This is a genomic window from Rhizobium sp. X9, assembly GCF_018873185.1.
Lineage (GTDB): Bacteria > Pseudomonadota > Alphaproteobacteria > Rhizobiales > Rhizobiaceae > Agrobacterium > Agrobacterium oryzihabitans.
This window is the reverse complement of sequence record NZ_CP071312.1, coordinates 1641561-1662500: the sequence shown is the minus strand read 5'-3', so window position 1 is coordinate 1662500 and position 20940 is coordinate 1641561. Positions and strand designations below refer to the sequence as shown.

The following is a 20940-nucleotide window of genomic DNA, read 5'->3' as shown; positions in this document are numbered from 1 at the left end:
CAAATGAAAAGGGCTCCGTTTCCGGAGCCCTTTCGTTTTATGCCGCATCGGCCGTTTCGGTTTCGGCTTCACCCTTGGGGGGCTTGACCTTGAACAGCAGCCGGTCGGTTCCAGACGTGACCTTGACCCGCGACCCATCCGGGATTTCACCGCCGAGGATCATTTCGGCAAGCCTGTCCTGAACCGACTTCTGGATGACACGCTTCAGCGGACGCGCGCCATAAGCGGGGTCGTACCCCTTATTCGCGAGCCAGCTGCGGGCATCCTCGTCCAGTTCCAGCGAAATCTTGCGATCGCCGAGAAGCGAGACAAGGCGCTTGAGCTGGATTTCCACGATCGCACCCATCTCGTCCCGCGCCAGCCGGTGGAACAGGATGATATCGTCGACACGGTTGAGGAATTCCGGCCGGAAATGCGACCGGACCCGCTCCATCACCAGATCGCGAACCGAATCCACGTCATCATTGTCGCCCATCTGCGTCATGAATTCCGAACCGAGGTTCGAGGTCATGATGATGATGGTGTTCTTGAAATCGACGGTGCGGCCCTGGCCATCCGTCAGGCGGCCATCATCCAGCACCTGCAAGAGGACGTTGAACACATCCGGATGCGCTTTTTCGATCTCGTCGAACAGAACGACCTGATAGGGCCGGCGGCGAACCGCTTCCGTCAATGCACCACCCTCTTCGTAGCCGACATAGCCGGGAGGCGCACCGATAAGCCGGGCAACGGAGTGTTTCTCCATATATTCCGACATGTCGAGGCGAACCATCGCAGTTTCGTCGTCGAACAGGAAGCGTGCGAGCGACTTGGTCAGCTCGGTCTTGCCCACACCGGTCGGGCCGAGGAAGATGAACGAGCCGATCGGCCGGTTCGGGTCCTGGAGGCCGGCGCGCGAACGGCGAACCGCCCTGGAAACCGCCTGCACGGCCTCACCCTGCCCGACAACGGACTTGGCAAGTTCGTCTTCCATGCGCAGCAGCTTCTCACGCTGACCTTCCAGCATCTTGTCGACCGGAATGCCCGTCCAGCGGGAAACGACATGGGCGATATTGTCCGCCGTCACCACTTCCTGAACCATCGAAGCGGCACCGCTGCTGTCGCGTGCTTCCGCCGCAGCCAGTTCCTTTTCGAGGCCCGGAATGATGCCGTAGGTCAATTCGCCGGCGCGCTGGAACTGGCCGTTACGCTGGGCAATCGCCAGTTCGTTGCGGGCTTCGTCCAGCCGTTTCTTCAAGTCGGCGGCATGGCCGAGCTTCTGCTTTTCCGCCTGCCAGCGGGCCGTCAGAGCATCTGCCTTTTCTTCCGTATCGGCCAGTTCGTCCTCGAGCTTCTTCAGGCGATCGACGGATGACTGGTCCGTCTCCTGCTTTAAGGCTTCGCGCTCGATCTTGAGCTGAATGATCCGGCGATCCAGTTCGTCCAGCTCCTCGGGCTTGGAATCCACCTGCATGCGAAGACGTGAAGCGGCCTCGTCCATCAGGTCGATCGCCTTGTCCGGCAGGAAGCGGTCGGTAATATAGCGGTTGGAAAGCGTTGCAGCCGCAACCAGGGCCGAATCCGAGATGCGGACCTTGTGATGCTGTTCGTATTTTTCCTTTAGGCCGCGCAGGATAGAGATCGTGTCCTCCACGGTCGGCTCATCCACCAGCACCGGCTGGAAACGGCGGGCAAGGGCCGGATCCTTTTCCACATGCTTGCGATATTCATCAAGCGTGGTAGCGCCAACGCAGTGCAGCTCGCCTCGGGCAAGAGCAGGCTTCAGGAGGTTGGAGGCATCCATCGCGCCATCGGCCTTGCCGGCACCAACCAGCGTGTGCATCTCGTCGATGAACAGGACGATGCCGCCATTTTCGGCCTGCACCTCGTTCAGAACCGCCTTCAGGCGCTCCTCGAACTCACCGCGATATTTCGCGCCGGCGATCAGCGCGCCCATATCGAGCGCCATCAGCTTCTTGTCCTTCAGGCTTTCGGGCACATCGCCATTGACGATGCGCAGCGCAAGCCCTTCCGCAATCGCCGTTTTACCGACGCCCGGTTCACCGATCAGCACGGGATTGTTCTTGGTGCGGCGTGACAGCACCTGAATGGTACGGCGGATTTCGTCGTCACGGCCGATGACCGGGTCGAGTTTACCCTCGCGGGCTTCTTCCGTCAGATCGCGCGCGTATTTCTTCAGCGCGTCAAAGCCCTGTTCGGCATTGGCGCTGTCAGCCGTGCGGCCCTTGCGGATGTCGTTGATGACCTGATTGAGAGCCTGCGCCGTTGCGCCCGCCTTCTTCAGAGAAGCCGAGGTTGAGGCAGACGTTTCGATCGCAAGCGCCTGCAAAAGACGCTCGACGGTCACGAAACTGTCGCCTGCCTTCTTGGCGAGGTCTTCCGCGGTCGAAAATACCTTCGCAAGCGGAGCGGTCAAAGAAAGGCCGCCATTGCCGCCGGACACCTTTGGCAATTTAGCCAGCGCCGCGTCATTGGCAAGACGCGCCTCCTTGGCGTCGCCGCCAGCCCGCTCGATCAACGATGCTGCCATGCCCTGCTCGTCATCGAGCAAAACTTTCAGAACGTGTTCGGCAGAAAACTGCTGGTGATTTTCCGCAAGTGCAAAGGTCTGCGCCGATTGCAGAAAACCGCGAACTCGTTCGGAGTATTTTTCAATATTCATAGTCGAACCTCCATTTACCGGCCCGCCCGCTTTCGGCACGGCTCCGGATGTTTGGGTTGAGGCTCCCTCAAAGGCAAGCCCCGCTACGACAGTCGCGTTTTAAAGGATTTCACGATCGCCGCCTCTCGAAGGATGGTTGCTGCTGAACGCGGCACCCAGCCTTCCTGCACGAATATGGGAGGCAATTTCATCGGTTTAAAGGGGAGGAAAACCATCGTTCGGGAATTTTTCACCGGATTTGACAGGTGTCACATCTGTTCGCGGCAATTGCCTTGGCTGGCCGCGATCCGACCCATATGTCTGATCCCCGGAAACGAAAAAACTCCGGCAAGCCGGAGTTTTTCAATCGCGTATTTTTTGAAACCCTGCTTATTCGGCAGCGTTTTCAAGTGTCGCAGGTGTTGCTTCTTCGCCGGCTGGCGCATCTTCGCCTTCAGCACCTTCCGCCGTTGCGGCGCGGCGCGGACGACGCGGGCGCGGGGTGGTGGCGCGGCGGGTCTTCGGTGCACGCTCGCTCGCTGGGGTCTCCGCCTGCTGCTGCTCTTCCTCGACGGCTACTTCCATTGGCGTGCCTTCGATGACCGGCTGAGGGGCCTGGCTGGCATCGTAAACCGGCGGCTGCTGATCGCCTGAAGCCTGCGGCTGGCGGGGCTGGCGCTCCTGCCGTTCACGGCGGTCCGGACGTTCGCGGCGCTCTTGACGCTCCTGGCGCGGTTCGGACCGCTCCTGGCGCTCTGGCTGCTGCGCGCGTTCAGACTGTTCGGAATGCTGCTGCGATGCAACGACGCCGTCGTCGCCATCGTTTCCATCCATCTCGTCGCCATCCGCGGCATTGTATTCGCCACGGTCGTCGCGCTGGAAACGTTCCTGCATCTGGGCCTGAGCCGTGGCGATGATGCGATTGTAGTGTTCAGCGTGCTGCAGATAGTTTTCCGCGATCACGCGGTCGCCAGAACTCTGCGCGTCCCGGGCAAGGGCAGCGTATTTTTCCGCTATGTGCTGGGCTGTGCCACGGATTTTCACATCGGGGCCGGAGCTGTCATAAGTCCTGGTGAGCGGGTTTCCGCCCTTGCGGTTGAAGTTATTGTTACCACCGCCACCATTGTTATTGTTGTTGTTGCTTCCACGCCCCCGGCCGCGCTTGTTTTGCTGTCCTGGCCTCATCAATTGCTCACCTGAATTCTGTTTTGCTGACAATCTGGTTATTTTCATGCAATTCCGGACGGAAAACCGTTGGAAATTTTTCCTGAAATTGCTCCATCACGCGCCCTGCCGAAGATAACCCCAGACAAGACCTCGCGTATGACGACCGGTCGCGCAAATGCTGCACCGCGCCGCCTGCGAACAAAGTTTACTGATTCACATGCCGGAAACGCCCAGCCTTTCAGGGCTCTCAAAGAACCCGCTTCGGGACTGACCCATACCCTGACGAATCTGCGTTCGTCCTCAGCCACCCGGCATGTGGCCGCAAACTATCCCGCTTCATGCGGAAATCCAAGCCTTTTCTTTTGCTGTGCAAAATATCCTTGCAAAAAATCCGCAGACATATCGCGAACAACTATCTCCGGAAGGTCAAAACTCTGTCGTTGCCACCATAATCCTTCACGGCGTCGAGAAGAGAGAAGCCGTTGGAAGCAAATATAGCGGAAACATCAAGCCTTTGATCGAAACCGATCTCCACACCGACAATCCCGTTTTCCACAAGAAAGCGGCCTGCATCGGCAGCAATAAGGCGGTACGGTGCAAGGCCGTCCTGACCTCCGTCCAGCGCCGCCATCGGATCGTAGTTACGAACCTCTTGGTCGAGCGTTGCGACGATATCACTTCTTATATAAGGCGGATTCGACACAATTATGTCAAAGCTGCCAGAGATTTTTTCAAACCAGTTGCTGCGCAAGGTTTCGAAACGCGAACCAAGATCGTTGCGAGCCGCATTCTTGGCGGCCGTCTCCAGTGCATCGGCTGAAATATCGCTGCCGATACCCGACGCCTGTGGGTATTCCTTCAGAAGCGCCAGACAGATCGCGCCCGTGCCCGTGCCCAGATCCAGAATGCGCGCACTGCCCTTATCGGCAACAGCTTTCTTCAAAGCCGGCAGCAGCGTGTCGACGAGAACTTCCGTATCCGGACGGGGTTCGAGCGTTTCCTTTGACAGAAGAAGATCGAGGCCATGGAACTCCCGATGGCCGAGGATGCGATGGACCGGTTCTCCCCCAGCCCGCCTTTCGATCATGGCGGCAATGCGGTCGCTTTCTTCCGCCGTAACTGGATGCTGAGGTTTCATCACGAAATCGGTCAGTGAAAAACCGGTGACATCTGCAATCAACAGGCGTGCGTCAAGAAGCGGATCGGCGACGCCCGCTGCCTGCAGCCGTTTGCGGGCTGCGGCAAGCTCGCTCGAAACCGTTGCGCCAGCGCCGCCGCTCACAACTGTTGTTCGCCAAGCTGGGCAAGCTGACCGGCCTGATAATCGGCGATCAGCGCATCGAGAAGCTCGTCGATCTCGCCTTCGATCATTCGGTCAAGCTTGTAGAGCGTCAGATTGATGCGATGATCGGTGACGCGCCCCTGCGGAAAATTATAGGTGCGAATACGCTCGGACCGGTCGCCGGAACCCACCTGGCTCTTGCGGTCAGCCGATCGCTCACTATCCACTTTCTGGCGCTCGATGTCGTAAAGACGCGAGCGCAGAACCTGCATGGCTTTTGCGCGGTTCTGATGCTGTGATTTCTCCGAACTGGTAACGATCAGGCCCGTCGGAAGATGGGTGATGCGAACGGCGGAGTCGGTGGTGTTGACGTGCTGGCCGCCCGCGCCCGAAGCGCGCATCGTATCGATGCGGATATCTTCCGGGCGAATTTCAATGTCGATGTCCTCCGCCTCGGGCAACACCGCAACGGTGGCTGCCGAGGTGTGGATGCGGCCACTCGCTTCCGTTTCCGGCACACGCTGCACCCGGTGCACACCGGATTCGAATTTCAGCTTGGAGAACACCCCTCGCCCGCTGATCGTCGCGATGATTTCCTTGTAACCACCCGCTTCGCCTTCGCTGGCGGAAAGAACTTCGACTTTCCAGCCCTTGGTCGATGCGAAGCGCTCATACATGCGGAACAGGTCGCCGGCGAAAAGCGCGGCCTCTGACCCGCCGGTACCGGCACGGATTTCAAGGATCGCGCTTTTCTCGTCTGCGGCATCCTTCGGAAGCAGCAGGACCTGCATGTCCTTCTCAAGCTCGCTGATGCGGCTCTCGACCTCCGGCAGCTCCATTTCCGCCAGATCGCGCATATCCTTGTCGGTCGTCCTGTCGGCAAGCAGCGCCTCGAGATCGGAGGCTTCGGAGACAGCCTTCTCGTAATCGCGGATCTTCTTCACCACCGGCTCAAGTTCGGAATATTCCGAAGCCAGCTTCACATAAACATCCGCTGCAGGGCCGGCCGACATACGCGCTTCGATCTCGCCGAAACGCCTTTCCAACTCGCGCATTTTTTCGACGGGAAGCTTCGCCACCAGTCACTCCAATAATGAAACAGGTCTTTTAGAGCGCTTTCGCTTTTCTTCGAAACGCGAAAACGCTCTAACTTTTTGCTTTAACGCATTTCCGGACGGAAAACCGGGGTCCACTTTTCCTGGAAATGCTCTAAATGGGAATGGAATGCGTCGCAGCAAAGCGTAACAACACCTCGCGCGCGCTTTCCAGCGAATTATGATCGTCGAGCGCGGCGTTCAGCTCATCGGCAAGGCGCGCGGCATCAAGCCCGAGCAGCATGGCCTTGACCGGCCCGATCGCCGTCGGCGACATGGAAACGGAACGGAAGCCGAGACCGATCAGAGCCATGGCGGAAAGCGGCTTGCTTGCCATTTCACCGCACAGCGTGACCGAGGTATGGTGCTTCTCACCGGCGCGCACGATATCGCGCAGAATGCGCAGGAACGGTTTGCCAAGATTGTCGAAACGATCCGAAACTCTTGCATTACCCCGATCGACCGCCATCGAGAACTGGAACAGGTCGTTCGAACCGACGGAGACGAAATCCACCTCCTGCATCAGCTCATCGAGCTGCCACATCAGGGACGGCACTTCCAGCATTGCGCCGAATTGCAGCTTTTTCGGCAGCGCGTGGCTGAATTTCGAAAGATGCTGCACTTCCTTCTGGAGCAGGTCGCGCGCAGCACGGATTTCGGAGACCTCCGTCACCATCGGCAGCATCATGCGCAGTTCCGCACCCGAGGCGGCGCGCAGCAGCGCGCGCATCTGCGTGCGCATCAGGCCCGGCCGATCGAGCGACAGGCGGATCGCCCGCCAGCCCAGTGCCGGGTTTTCCTCTTCCTGGCCGCGCATATAGGAAACGACCTTGTCGCCGCCGATATCGAGCGTGCGGAAGGTGACGCTTTTCCCCTTGGCTTGCCGAAGAACCGACCGGTAAAAAGCCTCCTGCTCCTCGCCCTTGGGCATGTTGGAGGCGATCATGAACTGCAGTTCGGTGCGGAACAGGCCGATGCCATCGGCGCCGGACTCCTCGAGCTGCGGCAGGTCCACAAGCAGGCCCGCATTCATCTTGAGATTGACCTTCTGGCCATCCTTGGTGATCGGCTCGACATTGCGAAGCGCGCGGAACTGCTCCTGGCGCTTGGCGCGTAGACGCACTTTTTCCTCATAGGCGCGCTGCAGATCCGACATCGGACGCAGATGCACCTGACCATCATCACCATCGATGATGATGGGGTCGTTATTTTCAGCAAGTGCTACGATGCCGGTTGCCTGCCCGATGATCGGAATACCCATGGCGCGCGCCACAATGACGACATGGCTCGTCACCGCGCCGTCTTCGAGCACGAGACCGCGCAATTTCTCACGCGGGTAGTCAAGGAGTTCGGCGGCACCCATGGCGCGTGCCAGAACGATCGCGTCCAGCGGAAAATCCTGCTCCGGTCCACGCCCGCCGAAACCGATCAACTGGCGCAGCAAACGGTTGGCAAGATCGTCGAAATCATGCATGCGCTCGCGCAGATAGGGATCGGTCAGGCGCATCATGCGCGCCTTGGTGTCGCTCTGCACTTTCTCTACCGCGGCTTCCGCCGTCAGACCGTTGCGGATCGCCTCTTCCATGCGCCGCACCCAGCCCTGATCGTGGGCAAACATGCGGTAGGTTTCGAGAACCTCGCGATGTTCACCTTCGGTCGGCACATCGCGGCGCTGCAACATGTCATCGATCGACAGGCGCAACGATCCGATGGCATCGGCAAGACGCCGGATTTCCGTATCCGCATCCTCGTTCAAGAGATTGGTGACGACGATGCGCGGATCGTGCAGCACGACGTGGCCAAGACCGATGCCCTCGCCGTAAGCGTCGCCATCGATGGAGACGGCACGGGTGAGGTCCAGCTCCACACCGGGGCGGGTGATCTTCTTCAACTCGCCGCTCGCCACTATTTCAGCGATAAGCATCGCGGTTGTCTCGAGCGCTTCAACTTCATCCTCCCGGTATGTTCGGCTGGCCTTGTTCTGGACCACAAGAACGCCAAGAGTGCGACCGGAACGCAAAATCGGCACGCCGAGGAAGGAATGATAAATTTCCTCACCGGTTTCAGGAAGATAGCGGAAAGCGGGATGCGCCTGCGCATCGGAAAGATTGAGAGGCTGGGCAGAAGCGGCGATCGTGCCGACAAGACCCTGCCCCATTTTCAGCTGGGCAAGATGCACGGCATCCTTGTTGAGACCTTCTGTCGCGTAAAGCTCCAGCACGCTGTCGGAGCGCAGCACATAGACCGAGCAAACCTCCGCCACCATGTTGCTGGCAATCTGGCGAACGATCTGATCCAGGCGGTCCTGCGGCTCAAGGTGCTCCGCCATCATTTCGCGTAGCCGCTTGAGCAGGACGCGCGGACCTGCGGAAAGGTCTCTCATCGCGTTTGCTCCCCGACGCTTCCGATCCGAATGTCATAATATTCGAGAATCAAAACGTCATTTAAAAATTTATAGCGAGAGAAGCGCGTCCCGCAAGGGACACGCTTTCATGAAACGCCACATCGGAAGAACGCAACTCCGAAGAATCGGAGCATCGGAAACCGATGTCTCGGGTTCAAGCCTTATCGAGACCGTAGGCAGAATGCAAAGTGCGAACGGCAAGTTCGGCATAGGCACCGTCGATCAGGATCGAAATCTTGATCTCGGAAGTGGTGATTGCCTTGATGTTGATGTTCTTCTCGGCAAGTGCCTTGAACGCACTGGCTGCAACGCCGGCATGGCTGCGCATGCCGATACCGATGACGGAAACCTTGGCAAGACCCGTTTCGTTCTGAGCGACGTCGAAGCCGATCTGGGCCTTGTTCTCGTCGAGAACCTTCAGAGCCTTGGCAACGTCGCCCGAGGGAACGGTGAAGGTCATGTCGGTGCGCGAACCGTCTTCGGAGATGTTCTGCACGATCATGTCGACATTGATATGCGCTTCCGCCAGCGGCCCGAAGATCGCAGCGGAGACGCCCGGACGGTCGGCCACGCGGCGCAGCGAGATCTGTGCTTCATCCTTGGCATAGGCGATGCCGGTTACGACTTCCTGTTCCACGATTTCATCCTCGTCACAAATCAAAGTACCGGGCGGGTTGATGAGGTCGCCCATGCCCGGCGCATCGGGATCCTCGAAACTGGAGCGAACGAAGGTGCGCACCTTGTGTACCATGGCAAGCTCGACCGAGCGAACCTGCAGAACCTTCGCACCGAGAGACGCCATTTCGAGCATTTCCTCGAAAGCGATCTTCTTCATGCGGCGAGCCTTCGGCTCGATGCGCGGATCGGTGGTGTAAACGCCATCGACATCGGTATAGATATCGCAACGATCCGCCTTGACGGCGGCAGCGATGGCAACAGCTGATGTGTCCGAGCCGCCGCGACCCAGCGTCGCAATGCGGTTATCAGGGCCGATACCCTGGAAACCGGCAACCACGGCAACCTGGCCCTCGCCCATGCGGTGGACGATATCCGAACCGTCAATCTCGAGAATGCGGGCGGCGCCATGCGCATTGTCGGTGCGGATCGGAATCTGCCAGCCCTGCCAGGAGCGCGCATTGATGCCCATGGACTGCAGCGTGATCGCCAGAAGACCAGACGTCACCTGCTCTCCGGATGCGACGACCGCGTCATATTCGCGTGCATCGTAAAAGGAAGCGGCATTGGTGCCAGCCACCTTCGCGGCGTTCTGCACCCAGTCCACCAACTCGTTGGTTTTGCCAGACATGGCGGAAACGACAACAGCCACTTCATGGCCGGCATCCACTTCGCGTTTCACGTGCCTTGCGACATTGTGAATGCGTTCGAGGTTCGCGACGGACGTGCCGCCGAATTTCATGACAATGCGAGCCATAGCCTTGACCAGTACCATCCCTTTTTTCCGCCAGCCCGTTTGCCGGGTGCGGACAAGAACAAACCCAGTCGGCTCTTCCTGACAAAGAGCCTCAAGTTGCGGGTCTCTTAGCGAAAAGGCGGGGGGCACGCAATGCCGTTTATGAACCATGCGGTACGCCTTTTTTAATGGTGCCAGAGAAAGAAGATGGCGGTACGGAGCAGGCGACCGCATATCCAACCGTGAAAGAGCGTACCGCAGTGCACTGTACAAACGGGCCCATTCGCAGTATGAGCGCGGCAATGCAACCGGCCAGATGGCCGAAATGGCCTGTATCGGCTGCCCCGGAGACATTAGGACCTATTGGTTTCGGGCGGATGCGGGCAGCTTCATATCCGAAAGACGGTAGATGACAGACACCCAGGGTATCGCCCCGGCGATCGCGCAGGCGTTGGAAAAACGCGGCTACAAAGACTTGACCCCCGTGCAGCAGGCGATGCTGTCGCCGGAACTCGCCGACAAGGACGCGCTGGTTTCCGCGCAGACCGGCTCCGGCAAGACGGTTGCCTTCGGCATCGCACTTGCGACCACGCTGCTTTCGGAAAACACCCGTTTCGGTCAGGCTTCCGCACCGCTGGCGCTTGCCATCGCGCCGACCCGTGAACTGGCCATGCAGGTCAAACGCGAGCTGGAATGGCTTTATGAATTCGCCGGTGTGTCGATCGCCTCGTGCGTCGGCGGCATGGATATCCGCAGCGAACGCCGGGCGCTGGAGCGCGGTGCGCATATTGTCGTCGGCACGCCCGGCCGTCTCTGTGACCACATCAAGCGCGGCGCGCTCGATCTGTCGTCGCTGCGCGCCGTCGTTCTTGATGAGGCCGACGAAATGCTCGATCTCGGTTTCCGCGAAGATCTGGAATTCATTCTGGAAGAATCGCCGGATACCCGCCGCACGCTGATGTTCTCGGCCACCGTTCCGCGCAGCATCGCCAAGCTTGCCGAAAGCTACCAGAAAAATGCCGTGCGCATCGCCACCGCTTCCGAACAGAAGCAGCATGTGGATATCGAATATCGTGCCCTGCTGGTAACGGGTGCGGACCGCGAGAACGCCATCATCAACGCGCTGCGTTTTTACGAAGCCCGCAATGCCATCGTGTTCTGCTCCACCCGCGCTGCCGTCAACCATCTGACGGCCCGCTTGAACAATCGCGGCTTTTCGGTCGTGGCGCTCTCCGGTGAACTCACCCAGAACGAGCGCACCCACGCGCTGCAGGCCATGCGTGACGGCCGCGCCCGTGTTTGCGTGGCAACCGACGTTGCCGCACGCGGCATCGACCTGCCGGGTCTCGAACTTGTCATCCACGCCGACCTGCCGACCAACTCGGAAACGCTTCTCCACCGTTCCGGCCGTACCGGCCGTGCCGGACAGAAGGGCGTCAGCGCCGTCGTGGTGCCGATCAACCAGCGCCGCAAGGCAGAACGCCTTCTCGAGGGCGCCAAGGTCAGCGCGGCATGGGTTCGCCCGCCGTCCGTTGAAGAAATCGTCGAGCGCGACGGCGCCCGTCTTCTGGCCGATCCTTCGCTGACCGAGGCCGTGGCCGAGGACGAACGCGATTTCGTCACCCAGCTGCTCGAGCAGCACGGTGCGGAGAAAGTCGCCGCCGCCTTCGTGCGTCTTTACCATGCCGGACGCTCCGCTCCGGAGGACATCACGGAAGTCGCGCTGGACAATACCCGCAAACCGCGTCGCGACAGTTTCGAACCGGTCGAAAACAATGCGCCGCGCCGCGAACGGTCGGATTTCTCCGACAGCGCATGGTTTTCGCTGTCCGTCGGCCGCAAGCAGAGCGCCGAGCCGCGCTGGCTCATTCCCATGCTCTGCCGTTTCGGCAAGATCACCCGTCAGGATATCGGCGCCATCCGCATGCAGCAGACGGAGACCTTCGTGGAACTGGCGGCCGATGCCGTTGATCGTTTCACCTCCGCCATCGGCAAGGACATGATGCTTGAAAAAGGCATTCGCCTGAAGGCGCTCGAAGGCAAGCCGGAAATGACCGGCAACGTCCGCGAAGACACCCGCCCGGCCAAGGCCCAGCGCAAATTCACCAAATCGGACAATGCAAGCGCACCGCGCGATGACCGCAAGGCTGAGGACAAGCCCTGGAAAAAGAAAAAGGCCTTCGGCGACAAGCCGAAATTCGAAGGCAAGAAAGACAAGCCCTTTGAAAAGCGCGGGCCGAAGCCCACAAAGGGTTGAAGACTCACCCGCTTTCAGAATTTTCAAGACAAAGGTCCCGTTTGCACGGGACCTTTTTTATTGTGCCAACCTGCGGGATGGACGCCGTTCCCAGGGATCAGTCTTTTGTCGTCACTTCGACAAGCGCCGTCACGGGTTTGCCGTCTACCAGAACGGGCTGATGGTGATCATTGGCCAGCAGAATGCCGATGACATGCCGCCCGGTCGGGCTTGGGCAATGTCCAAAACGGGCCTTGATGAGATCGCCACCGAAGTCACTGTTCATGCTGTTATAGGCGCGGCCGGGAATGTTGCATGTATCGCCCGAGGGGTCGATTTTCATGTGCACATGGCCGCATTGGCCGTTTCCTCCGCATTGCCCGCCGGGAAGCAGTTTGAAGGTGCTTTTCACGACGACGCCGATCGCGCCTTCCGGATCATTGCCCAATTCGATGACATCGCCGGCCTTCGGCCAGACGATTTCCAGCTTCGGGCTTTCCTCGCCCTGGGCGGCGGCGATCGGAAGGAATGAAAATACGAGAGTGATTCTTAAAAACAAATGCAGCATTGAAATCTCCATAGCTCAATGTAATCGATGCTTACATAAGATTCACTCCGACGCAAGAAAATAAACAGTGATTACATCTGGGTTCGGTGCTAACCAAAGACCTATGGAAAAACGCCAGGATAAAAAGACGGGGCCAGACAGGCCCTACCACCACGGAAATCTTATCGATGAACTTGTCGCGGCGACGATCGCCATCATCGAGGAGCGGGGTGCTGAAAACGTCTCCGTGCGCGAGGCGGCCAAACGCGCGGGCGTCTCCCCCGGAGCACCATTCAGGCATTTCCGTTCAAAAACGGCACTGATGACGGCTGTCGCGGAGCAGGCCATGAATCGGCTGACCGAATCCGTCGAAACCGCGAGAGCACAGGCCGGCGATGAGGCCCCGCTTGTCATCTTTGAGGCCATTGGCCACGGTTATCTACGCTGGGCGCTGGCCAACCCGACGCATTTCGAGGTCATAAGTTCTCGAACACTGATCGACTTCAGTTCTTCCGATATTTTGCGTGAGCAGAATGACGCCATCCGGCGCCTGATGATCAGTCTGCTGACGCAGGCGCGCGAAAACGGCCAGCTGTCCCCAAGCCTCGACCTCGACCAGCTCGTACTGGGCGCTCGCGCACTGGTCTATGGCCTTGCCCGAATGGCAATCGATGGGCATTTTCCGGAATGGAATGGTGCAGAACCGCCTTCGGAGGCAATGCATAAAACGCTGCATCTCTTCATAAGGCAGCTCACCAAAAGCTGAGGTCACCATTAAAAAAGCCCCGCTTTTGCGGGGCTTTATTGTCTCGACAGATCGGAAGATCATCAATCAGAACGTCAGGGCGCGATCGCCGTTTTCATCCTTGATGCGGTTCGGCAGGCCGATCTTGTTCAGAAGGTTGAGGAACGGCTTCGGCGGCAGTTCTTCCACATTGGCCATCTGCTTCACGTCCCACTCGCCGGTGGCGATCAGCATGGCGGCAGCGACCGGGGGAACGCCGGCGGTGTAGGAAATGCCCTGCGAACCGACTTCCTCATAGGCTTCCTTATGGTCAGCCACGTTGTAGATGAAGACTTCGCGTTCCTTGCCGTCCTTGGTGCCCTTGACGATATCGCCGATGCAGGTCTTGCCGACATAGTCAGGCGCCAGCGAAGACGGATCGGGAAGGACAGCCTTGACCACCTTCAACGGCACGACTTCAAGGCCTTCAGCCGTCTTGACCGGCTTCTCCGACAGCAGGCCGAGGTTCTTCAGCACGGTGAAGACGTTGATGTAGTGATCGCCGAAGCCCATCCAGAAGCGCACATCGGCACCGTCCATGTTCCGGGACAGCGAATGCACCTCGTCATGGCCGGTCATATAGGCCTTCTGCTTGCCGACGACAGGCAGATCGAACTCCTGGCCGACTTCGAACATCTGGTTCGTCTGCCACTCGCCATTCTGCCAGGAATAGACGACACCAGTGAATTCACGGAAGTTGATTTCCGGATCGAAGTTGGTCGAGAACCAGCGGCCATGGCTGCCGGCATTGATGTCGACGATATCGACCGAGGTGACCTTGTCGAAATATTCATCCTTGGCAAGGCGGGCATAGGCATTGACCACGCCGGGGTCGAAACCGACGCCGAGAATGGCGGTCACGCCCTTTTCCTTGCATTCCGCGGCATGCTTCCACTCGTAGTTTCCGTACCACGGCGGCGCCTCGCAAATCTTGGTGGGATCCTCGTGGATCGCCGTGTCCATATAGGCAACGCCTGTATCCATGCAGGCCTGAAGAACGGACATGTTGACGAAAGCCGAACCGACATTGATGACGATTTCAACACCGGTCTGTTTAATCAAGGCTTTCGTCGCCTCGATATCCATAGCGTCAAGCGCATGGGCCTCAAGTTTCACATCTGTCTTGAGGCTCTTCTTTTCGCGTACGGACTCGACAATCTTGCGGCACTTTTCCAAAGTCCGTGACGCAATATGAATGTCTCCCAATACATCGCTGTTCTGGGCGCATTTATGCGCCACGACCTGTGCTACGCCACCGGCGCCGATGATCAGAACGTTCTTCTTCATTTCAGGTGATGCCTCCTTTTCCCCGCAGGGATGAGCTTCGTTTCATGTTAAAACAGGGGTTTAAGACAGGCTTTGCTCGAAATCGGCAAAGTCGAATTCGCGAACGGCGCGGACGGTGCCGTCGAGTTCCTTGATGGCGATGGTCGGCATCTTCACGCCGTTGAACCAGTTCTTCTTGACCATGGTGTAACCGGCCGCATCCTGGAAGGAGATGCGGTCGCCGACCTTCAACTCCTTGTCGAACCGGAAGTCACCGAAAATATCGCCCGCAAGGCAGGACTTGCCGCAGACCATGTAGGGATGCTCGCCCTCGTTCGGAGAAACCTTGGCGGTTTCCCGATAGATCAGGAGGTCCAGCATATGCGCTTCGATGGAGCTGTCGACGATGGCGAGGTTCTTGCCGTTGAAAAGCGTATCGAGAACCGTCACTTCCAGCGTCGTGCTCTTGGTGATCGAGGCTTCGCCCGGCTCCAGATAGACCTGTACGCCGTATTTTTCCGAGAACTCCCGGAGACGGTCGCAGAACTGGTCGAGCGGGTAATTGTCGCCGGTAAAATGAATGCCGCCGCCAAGGCTCACCCATTCCGCGCGCGACAGGAGCGATCCGAATTTCTCTTCGATCTGTGTCAACATGCGATCGAACAGCGAAAAATCGCCGTTTTCGCAATTATTGTGGATCATGAAACCGGAAATACGGTCCATGACCTTGTCGACCTTGGCGACATCCCATTCGCCAAGACGGCTGAAGGGACGGGCGGGATCGGCAAGATCGAAGCTAGAGGAGCTGACCTGCGGATTGAGGCGCAGACCCCGGGTGATGCCCGAGGCTTTCTCTGCGAAACGTTCCAGCTGGCCGATGGAATTGAAGATGATCTTGTCTGCGTTCGAGATCACCTCATCGATTTCATAATCGGCATAGGCGACCGAATAGGCGTGCGTTTCACCGCCGAATTTCTCACGGCCGAGACGGACTTCGTAAAGCGAAGACGAGGTCGTGCCGTCCATATATTGCGACATGAAATCGAACACCGACCATGTGGCGAAGCACTTCAGCGCCAGGAGCGCCTTGGCGCCGGATTTTTCCCGCACATAGGCAATCTTCTCCATGTTGCGAAGAAGTTTTGTCTTGTCGATGAGGTAATAAGGCGTCTGAAGCATGTCGTTTCACATATTGATTGAAGTCAAGGTACGTCTCGATGATGGGCCTTATATGATGCTTGTGACAGGAAAACAAATGTTCGGAACCGAATTCCCGGAAATTTGCCCCCGCCCTTAAATCTGCATGAAGAAAACATCGGAGACGCGGAACCAAGCATGCATCGGCGCGTTTGAATGGCGGACAGGCAGGTGTTTCGGTCGCCGGAACGAATGGTCTTGAGCGACAGGATACACCCGCAGCGGCGGTCGGTTTGGCCCGCCGCAATTTCCATCAACGATGTTCCAGGAAGGACTTCACCTATGGCAAGCGTGCGTAGCAGCGTTAATGACAAGATCCAGCAATCCCTCGAAAGCGGTGATGCAGCCGACGTGGCGGCACAGCTTGCCCAGCTTCGCGAAGATCTCGCAAATCTTGCCAAGAGCGTTAAGGCGCTAGGCGTTGGCGCCTCGCATGAGCTGAAGGCGCAGGCCGCTCGCGTTGCCGACGATGCGCTGACCGCCTCCGGCGAAATGGCCGACAGCGTTCGCAACGAAATTTCTTCGCTGAACGACAATCTGACGGATCAGGTCCAGAAAAATCCGCTCCAGTCCCTCGGCATCGCCGTCGGCGTCGGCTTCGTGCTCGCTCTTCTCACACGTCGATAAGGCCGCATCATGCTTGAGGCATTGCTGGTCTATCTGGGAGACACCCAGCGCGAAGGACGCGTGGTGACGCGGCGTCTGCGCGCCACCATCATCCTGTGGGTGCTGACCGGTGTCTTTTTCCTGATCGCCTTCGTCGCCGCTGTGGTTGCGGGGTCGATCTATCTTGCCCGGCATGTCGGCGCCGGTCCTGCCGCGCTTGTCGTCGCCGGCACGGCGTTTCTGCTCGGCGTCATCATGCTGGTGGCTCTGGCGATCGTCAAACGCCCAAGAGCCTATGCTGCACGGCCAGTCGCACCTTTGACGGCGGCACCCTTAACCGCAGCACCCCTCGCCCTGCAATCGCTGCTGACGCTGGCGATCCAGGCGCGGCCCTATGCAACGCTTGCTGTCGCCATGGCCGCCGGTTTTCTGGCGACACGGGCGAATACGAGGAAAAAGAAATAAACACGCCTCCGGGCGTGTTTTCGACACTTACTAACACTCTCATGCAGGCTGCGCATCCAGATGATGGATGCGCAGTTTTTTTTATGTTACCCGCGATGGATAGACTGGTTGCTGGCGCCTGCCGCCACGCCGCCCTTATTTGAACAAAGTGACATACAGTCTCGGCGCGTCCTCGTATTTTTCTGAAAGGCGATTGATGAAGAAGAAAGTCCTTGTCGTCGGTGGTGCCGGCTATATCGGTTCGCACACCTGCCTCCTTCTCTCCGAAAGAGGATATGAACCGGTCGTTTTCGACAATCTGTCCAATGGACATGAGGAATTCGTCCGCTGGGGACCTTTCGAGCAGGGCGATATTCGCGACCGGGCGCGGCTTGACGAAGTCTTTGCCAAACACCAGCCGGAAGCCGTTCTGCATTTTGCCGCGCTGATCGAGGTCGGCGAATCGGTGAAGCAACCGGTCGCCTTTTACGACAACAACGTCATCGGCTCGCTCAACCTTCTCTCCGCCGCCATCGATGCGGGTGTCACGGCCTTCGTCTTTTCGTCGACTTGCGCCACTTATGGTTTGCCGGAACAGGTGCCGATCGACGAAACGCACCGTCAGGCGCCGATCAACCCCTATGGCCGCACCAAATGGGTGGTCGAGCAGGCATTGAAGGATTACAGCACTTACAAGGGGCTGCGCTCGGTGATGCTGCGATATTTCAATGCTGCCGGCGCGGATTTCGAAGGCCGTATCGGTGAGTGGCACAAGCCGGAAACCCATGCGATCCCGCTTGCCATCGAGGCGGCACTTGGACGGCGTCAGGGGTTCAAGGTGTTCGGCACGGATTACGACACCCGTGACGGCACCTGCGTGCGTGACTATATCCACATTCTTGATCTCGCCGACGCCCATGTGCGGGCAGTGGATTATCTGCTGGCGGGTGGTGAAACGGTTGAACTGAACCTCGGCACCGGCACCGGCACGACGGTGAAGGAATTGCTGGCGGCGATTTCGGAAGTGTCCGGCCGCCCCTTCCCCGTGGAATATACAGACCGCCGCGATGGCGATTCCACCACCCTTGTGGCCAATAATGACAAGGCAAAGGCTGTTCTCGGCTGGGAACCGCGTTATTCGCTGGCCGACATCATCAAATCCGCCTGGGCCTGGCATTCCTCGCGCAACGCCGGGGACTGAACACCTGCAGGTGTAAAGAGCACAAAAAAGACACCGGCCTTTTGGCCGGTGCCTCTCGCGAGACGGCTGGTGTCAGCCAGTCTCGCTCCTGCCTCCCAGGTGTGGGATTAAGGTTTTGTAGCGGACGTGGTCGTGCTGTCGGGAGCAGCAGGTGTCGCGGCATTCTTTTCACTGGTCTTCTGCTCCAGCGTCTTGAATTCCGGAGCCGCCTTCAGCGTTTCCGCCGTCTCCGTCGTCGTCAGACGGATTGTCCCGTCCTGCGCGTTCCGCGTCATTGTCACCTTGTCCATGGGAACAGCCACATCCTTGGCACCGATGCCGAGGAAGCCGCCGACGCCGATCACGGCTGCGACAAGACCGCCATCTTCTTCCATGATGAGGTTGGTGACGTTACCGATGCTTTCATCAGCGGCGGTGTAAACCGATTTGCCGATATAATCATTGGCGCTGATCTGCGTTTCACCCTGCTCGGTGATGTAGGCGCCGCCGGTCGTTGCTGCCGCGCTGTCATTGGCCATAGGGGCCGCCGGGGCCATCGGGGTGGCCGGGGGCGTTGCCGGCTCGGTCTGCGCGCTCGGATTTGCAGGTGCGGGCTGGGTGGTGCCCTGAGCGATGGCAAGCGGCGCGAAAGCCGTCGTGCCCATCAGGGCGGCGGTGACGAGTATGTTCAGTTTCTTTGCCATTTTCGTACCTTCCTTTCATCGTTCTCAACTGGCCGGGCGGTGAATGAATTTCGTTTCCGCTCCATGACCGGTTCGTCTTGCAAACGGGTTGATCGTTGAAATAGTTCCGATTTTTTCAATCATGCCGATGCAATTGTGGCGTGTCGCGACAACCGGGGGTAAAAATCAGGCATTGCTAAAGGGGGCTGGCACGCTATTATCCCTGACGTAACAATGCAGTAACTGCCGGAGTTTTTGTATGCCTCAACCCGGCAAAAAAATGAAAGACGTGATCTCCGCTTTGCGTCGACGCAGCGCGAATTTTTTCCCGACAGCATCCATCGGCACCTATCTGGTGGTGATGGCAACCGTCATTACCCTGCCGCTTATTCTTTTCGGCGGCTATCTGATGCTGCGTCTCGAAGCGGAAAAACGCGATGACCTGCAACGCGAGACGATCGAGGATGCGCGGGTCGTCAGCCGCAATATCGATCGCCGCCTGCAGGAAATCGCCACCTCCCTCAATCTGCTGTCGCAATTCCCCGAGCTTGAAAGCGGCAATCTTTCCGCCTTTCAGGGACGTGTCGCCGAAAGTCTGAAGCGGGAAGGGCTTTTCGCCATTCTCGCCACCAAGGACGGCCAGCAGCGCCTCAATACCCGCGTGCCCTATGGCCAGCCCCTGGGCAAAGTGCCGGCGGAGGCCAATCTCGCCAAGGCGATCGAATCCCGCCGCATCACCGTCTCGGACATGTTTTTCGGCGCGACCAGCAAGGAATGGGTATTCAACGTCACCATGCCGCTCAACCCGGAACTGGGTTCGGCCGGAGACGCCCTGATCCTGACGCAGAATGCCAGCGACCTCAGCCGGCTCATCCCCACCGAAAACCTGCCGCGCAACTGGGTGGTCGCCATCATCGACGGTACAAGTCGCGTCGTCGTTTCCAGTTCGCAAGGTGAGGCGGAGGTGGGCAAACCCTTCGTCACCCCCGCCGTCCTTTCGGAAATGCAGGCCTTCAGCGGCAATTTTTTCGACGGCAAAGGCAATCTTTACGCTTACGCCCAATTGCCCGGCTGGCAATGGAAGATCGTGATGTGGGGACCGCTTGCCGCAAGCCAGGCGGCACTGGTGGATACCTGGCGGCAAATGATGATCGGCAGCCTGATGCTGGTGCTGATCGCCGTCGGCGGCGCGTATCTGGTCGGCCGGCAATTGCGGATGTCCATTCGCGACCTGACCCATATGGCCGAGCGCATCGGTGAGGGCGAGATCGTGGCACCCGTCGACACCAAGATCAAGGAGGCCAACCAGGTTGCCATTGCGCTCTCCAACGCCTCCTTCGACAGAAGTCAATCGGAAGAACGGCTGCAATTGCTGCTGCACGAACTGGTTCACCGCTCCAAGAACATTCTGACGCTGGTTCAGGCCATGATCCGGCAGCTGGGTCGCGAAAACAAAAGCATTCCGGAATTCCAGAAAGAAGTGGATCATCGACTGCGCGGTCTTGGAATGTCGATCCGGGCACTGGCCGAGGTTCAGTGGCAGGGTCTGCCGATCCGCAAGCTGATCGAGACACACCTCGACGTCTTCGGCACCGTATCGGAGCGTTTCGTGCTTTCGGGAGACGATTTCATGCTTTCGCCGGAAGCGGCGCAGAATTTTGGCCTCGTGGTACATGAGCTGACGACAAACTCCATCAAATATGGGGCGCTGTCAGTTGCGGCGGGGAAGATCAACGTCGGCTGGACGGCTTTCGAAAAAGACGGGCGGCAGATTATCCGTCTCGTCTGGACAGAAACCGGAGGCCCCCCTGCCATGGAGCCGACCCGAAAGGGTTTCGGCACCACCGTTATCAAACGGCACGCCGAAGGCGCATTCGGCGGACAGGTGACGACGGAATATCGGGAAACCGGGTTCGAATGGTCGCTTGAAGCACCCATGCGCTATTTCATTCCCAAGCGGGCCGAACAGCCGCACTGAAGGATAAACCACGGGCGAAA

16 protein-coding genes are annotated in these 20940 nt (G+C 58.7%); 6 read left to right on the top strand and 10 right to left on the bottom strand.

Translation table 11 applies throughout. The annotated features are described in order from the left end of the window. Positions 1–37: 37 nt before the first annotated feature. The 6 genes from clpB to JZY08_RS22505 form a co-directional block, all read right to left on the bottom strand. Positions 38–2662 carry an ATP-dependent chaperone ClpB gene (gene clpB, locus JZY08_RS22530; RefSeq protein ID WP_082185038.1) on the bottom strand — a complete coding sequence of 875 codons (2625 nt, stop codon included), beginning with the start codon at positions 2660–2662 and terminating at the stop codon, positions 38–40. 369 nt (positions 2663–3031) lie between these two features. Then, complete coding sequence (locus JZY08_RS22525) at positions 3032–3826, bottom strand: DUF4167 domain-containing protein (RefSeq protein WP_035243028.1); 795 nt, start codon at positions 3824–3826, stop codon at positions 3032–3034. Between the two features lie 394 nt (positions 3827–4220). After that, positions 4221–5090, bottom strand: coding sequence for a peptide chain release factor N(5)-glutamine methyltransferase (prmC, locus tag JZY08_RS22520; protein WP_216331763.1), 870 nt, complete (start codon positions 5088–5090; stop codon positions 4221–4223). After that, positions 5087–6169, bottom strand: coding sequence for a peptide chain release factor 1 (gene prfA / locus JZY08_RS22515; protein WP_216331762.1), 1083 nt, complete (start codon positions 6167–6169; stop codon positions 5087–5089). The genes prmC and prfA overlap by 4 nt, the downstream gene beginning before the upstream one ends. 130 nt (positions 6170–6299) lie before the next feature. Beyond that, the gene (gene ptsP / locus JZY08_RS22510; protein ID WP_003498545.1) at positions 6300–8567 is read right to left on the bottom strand and encodes a phosphoenolpyruvate--protein phosphotransferase; all 2268 of its coding nucleotides are present in this window, start codon (positions 8565–8567) and stop codon (positions 6300–6302) included. A 175-nt stretch (positions 8568–8742) separates the two neighbouring features. Continuing rightward, positions 8743–10020, bottom strand: coding sequence for an aspartate kinase (locus tag JZY08_RS22505; RefSeq protein WP_035243307.1), 1278 nt, complete (start codon positions 10018–10020; stop codon positions 8743–8745). A 388-nt stretch (positions 10021–10408) separates the two neighbouring features. Here JZY08_RS22505 and JZY08_RS22500 point away from each other — a divergent pair, with 388 nt between their 5' ends. After that, positions 10409–12256, top strand: a complete 1848-nt coding sequence (locus JZY08_RS22500) for a DEAD/DEAH box helicase (RefSeq protein WP_003498539.1) — start codon at positions 10409–10411, stop codon at positions 12254–12256. Positions 12257–12353: 97 nt separating this feature from the next. On the opposite strand, the gene JZY08_RS22495 is transcribed toward JZY08_RS22500, so the two are convergent. Next, a complete protein-coding gene (locus JZY08_RS22495; RefSeq protein ID WP_216331761.1) occupies positions 12354–12803 on the bottom strand; it encodes a hypothetical protein in 450 nt (149 codons plus the stop codon). 103 nt (positions 12804–12906) lie between these two features. On the opposite strand from JZY08_RS22495, the gene JZY08_RS22490 reads away from it, so the two are divergent. Then, positions 12907–13548, top strand: a complete 642-nt coding sequence (locus tag JZY08_RS22490; RefSeq protein ID WP_216331760.1) for a TetR/AcrR family transcriptional regulator — start codon at positions 12907–12909, stop codon at positions 13546–13548. A gap of 66 nt (positions 13549–13614) precedes the next feature. On the opposite strand, the gene JZY08_RS22485 is transcribed toward JZY08_RS22490, so the two are convergent. Together JZY08_RS22485 and nspC are read right to left on the bottom strand one after the other, a co-directional pair. Continuing rightward, positions 13615–14853, bottom strand: coding sequence for a saccharopine dehydrogenase family protein (locus tag JZY08_RS22485; RefSeq protein ID WP_216331759.1), 1239 nt, complete (start codon positions 14851–14853; stop codon positions 13615–13617). Between the two features lie 60 nt (positions 14854–14913). After that, positions 14914–16011, bottom strand: coding sequence for a carboxynorspermidine decarboxylase (nspC, locus tag JZY08_RS22480; RefSeq protein ID WP_003498532.1), 1098 nt, complete (start codon positions 16009–16011; stop codon positions 14914–14916). Between the two features lie 300 nt (positions 16012–16311). Here nspC and JZY08_RS22475 point away from each other — a divergent pair, with 300 nt between their 5' ends. The 3 genes from JZY08_RS22475 to galE all read left to right on the top strand — a co-directional run bounded on the left by JZY08_RS22475 (position 16312) and on the right by galE (position 18280). Continuing rightward, positions 16312–16656, top strand: a complete 345-nt coding sequence (locus tag JZY08_RS22475) for a YqjD family protein (protein WP_003498530.1) — start codon at positions 16312–16314, stop codon at positions 16654–16656. A gap of 9 nt (positions 16657–16665) precedes the next feature. Continuing rightward, positions 16666–17100, top strand: a complete 435-nt coding sequence (locus tag JZY08_RS22470; RefSeq protein ID WP_003498528.1) for a hypothetical protein — start codon at positions 16666–16668, stop codon at positions 17098–17100. A 196-nt stretch (positions 17101–17296) separates the two neighbouring features. After that, on the top strand, positions 17297–18280 hold the full coding sequence (galE, locus tag JZY08_RS22465; RefSeq protein WP_003498526.1) for a UDP-glucose 4-epimerase GalE: 984 nt from the start codon (positions 17297–17299) through the stop codon (positions 18278–18280). Positions 18281–18387: 107 nt separating this feature from the next. On the opposite strand, the gene JZY08_RS22460 is transcribed toward galE, so the two are convergent. After that, a complete protein-coding gene (locus JZY08_RS22460) occupies positions 18388–18963 on the bottom strand; it encodes a PRC-barrel domain-containing protein (RefSeq protein WP_003498523.1) in 576 nt (191 codons plus the stop codon). A gap of 238 nt (positions 18964–19201) precedes the next feature. Between JZY08_RS22460 and JZY08_RS22455 the strand changes: the two genes are divergently transcribed. Then, positions 19202–20920, top strand: a complete 1719-nt coding sequence (locus tag JZY08_RS22455; protein WP_003498520.1) for a sensor histidine kinase — start codon at positions 19202–19204, stop codon at positions 20918–20920. Positions 20921–20940 lie beyond the last annotated feature (20 nt).

What these genes read in the sequence shown, in the direction of transcription:
- JZY08_RS22525 (WP_035243028.1), bottom strand. Translation starts at nt 3,826, where the DNA reads ATGAGGCCAGGACAGCAAAACAAGCGCGGCCGGGGGCGTGGAAGCAAC.
- JZY08_RS22470 (WP_003498528.1), top strand. Translation starts at nt 16,666, where the DNA reads ATGCTTGAGGCATTGCTGGTCTATCTGGGAGACACCCAGCGCGAAGGA.
- JZY08_RS22490 (WP_216331760.1), top strand. Translation starts at nt 12,907, where the DNA reads ATGGAAAAACGCCAGGATAAAAAGACGGGGCCAGACAGGCCCTACCAC.
- JZY08_RS22495 (WP_216331761.1), bottom strand. Translation starts at nt 12,803, where the DNA reads ATGCTGCATTTGTTTTTAAGAATCACTCTCGTATTTTCATTCCTTCCG.
- JZY08_RS22475 (WP_003498530.1), top strand. Translation starts at nt 16,312, where the DNA reads ATGGCAAGCGTGCGTAGCAGCGTTAATGACAAGATCCAGCAATCCCTC.
- JZY08_RS22500 (WP_003498539.1), top strand. Translation starts at nt 10,409, where the DNA reads ATGACAGACACCCAGGGTATCGCCCCGGCGATCGCGCAGGCGTTGGAA.
- JZY08_RS22485 (WP_216331759.1), bottom strand. Translation starts at nt 14,853, where the DNA reads ATGAAGAAGAACGTTCTGATCATCGGCGCCGGTGGCGTAGCACAGGTC.
- galE (WP_003498526.1), top strand. Translation starts at nt 17,297, where the DNA reads ATGAAGAAGAAAGTCCTTGTCGTCGGTGGTGCCGGCTATATCGGTTCG.
- clpB (WP_082185038.1), bottom strand. Translation starts at nt 2,662, where the DNA reads ATGAATATTGAAAAATACTCCGAACGAGTTCGCGGTTTTCTGCAATCG.
- JZY08_RS22455 (WP_003498520.1), top strand. Translation starts at nt 19,202, where the DNA reads ATGCCTCAACCCGGCAAAAAAATGAAAGACGTGATCTCCGCTTTGCGT.
- ptsP (WP_003498545.1), bottom strand. Translation starts at nt 8,567, where the DNA reads ATGAGAGACCTTTCCGCAGGTCCGCGCGTCCTGCTCAAGCGGCTACGC.
- JZY08_RS22505 (WP_035243307.1), bottom strand. Translation starts at nt 10,020, where the DNA reads ATGGCTCGCATTGTCATGAAATTCGGCGGCACGTCCGTCGCGAACCTC.
- nspC (WP_003498532.1), bottom strand. Translation starts at nt 16,011, where the DNA reads ATGCTTCAGACGCCTTATTACCTCATCGACAAGACAAAACTTCTTCGC.
- JZY08_RS22460 (WP_003498523.1), bottom strand. Translation starts at nt 18,963, where the DNA reads ATGGCAAAGAAACTGAACATACTCGTCACCGCCGCCCTGATGGGCACG.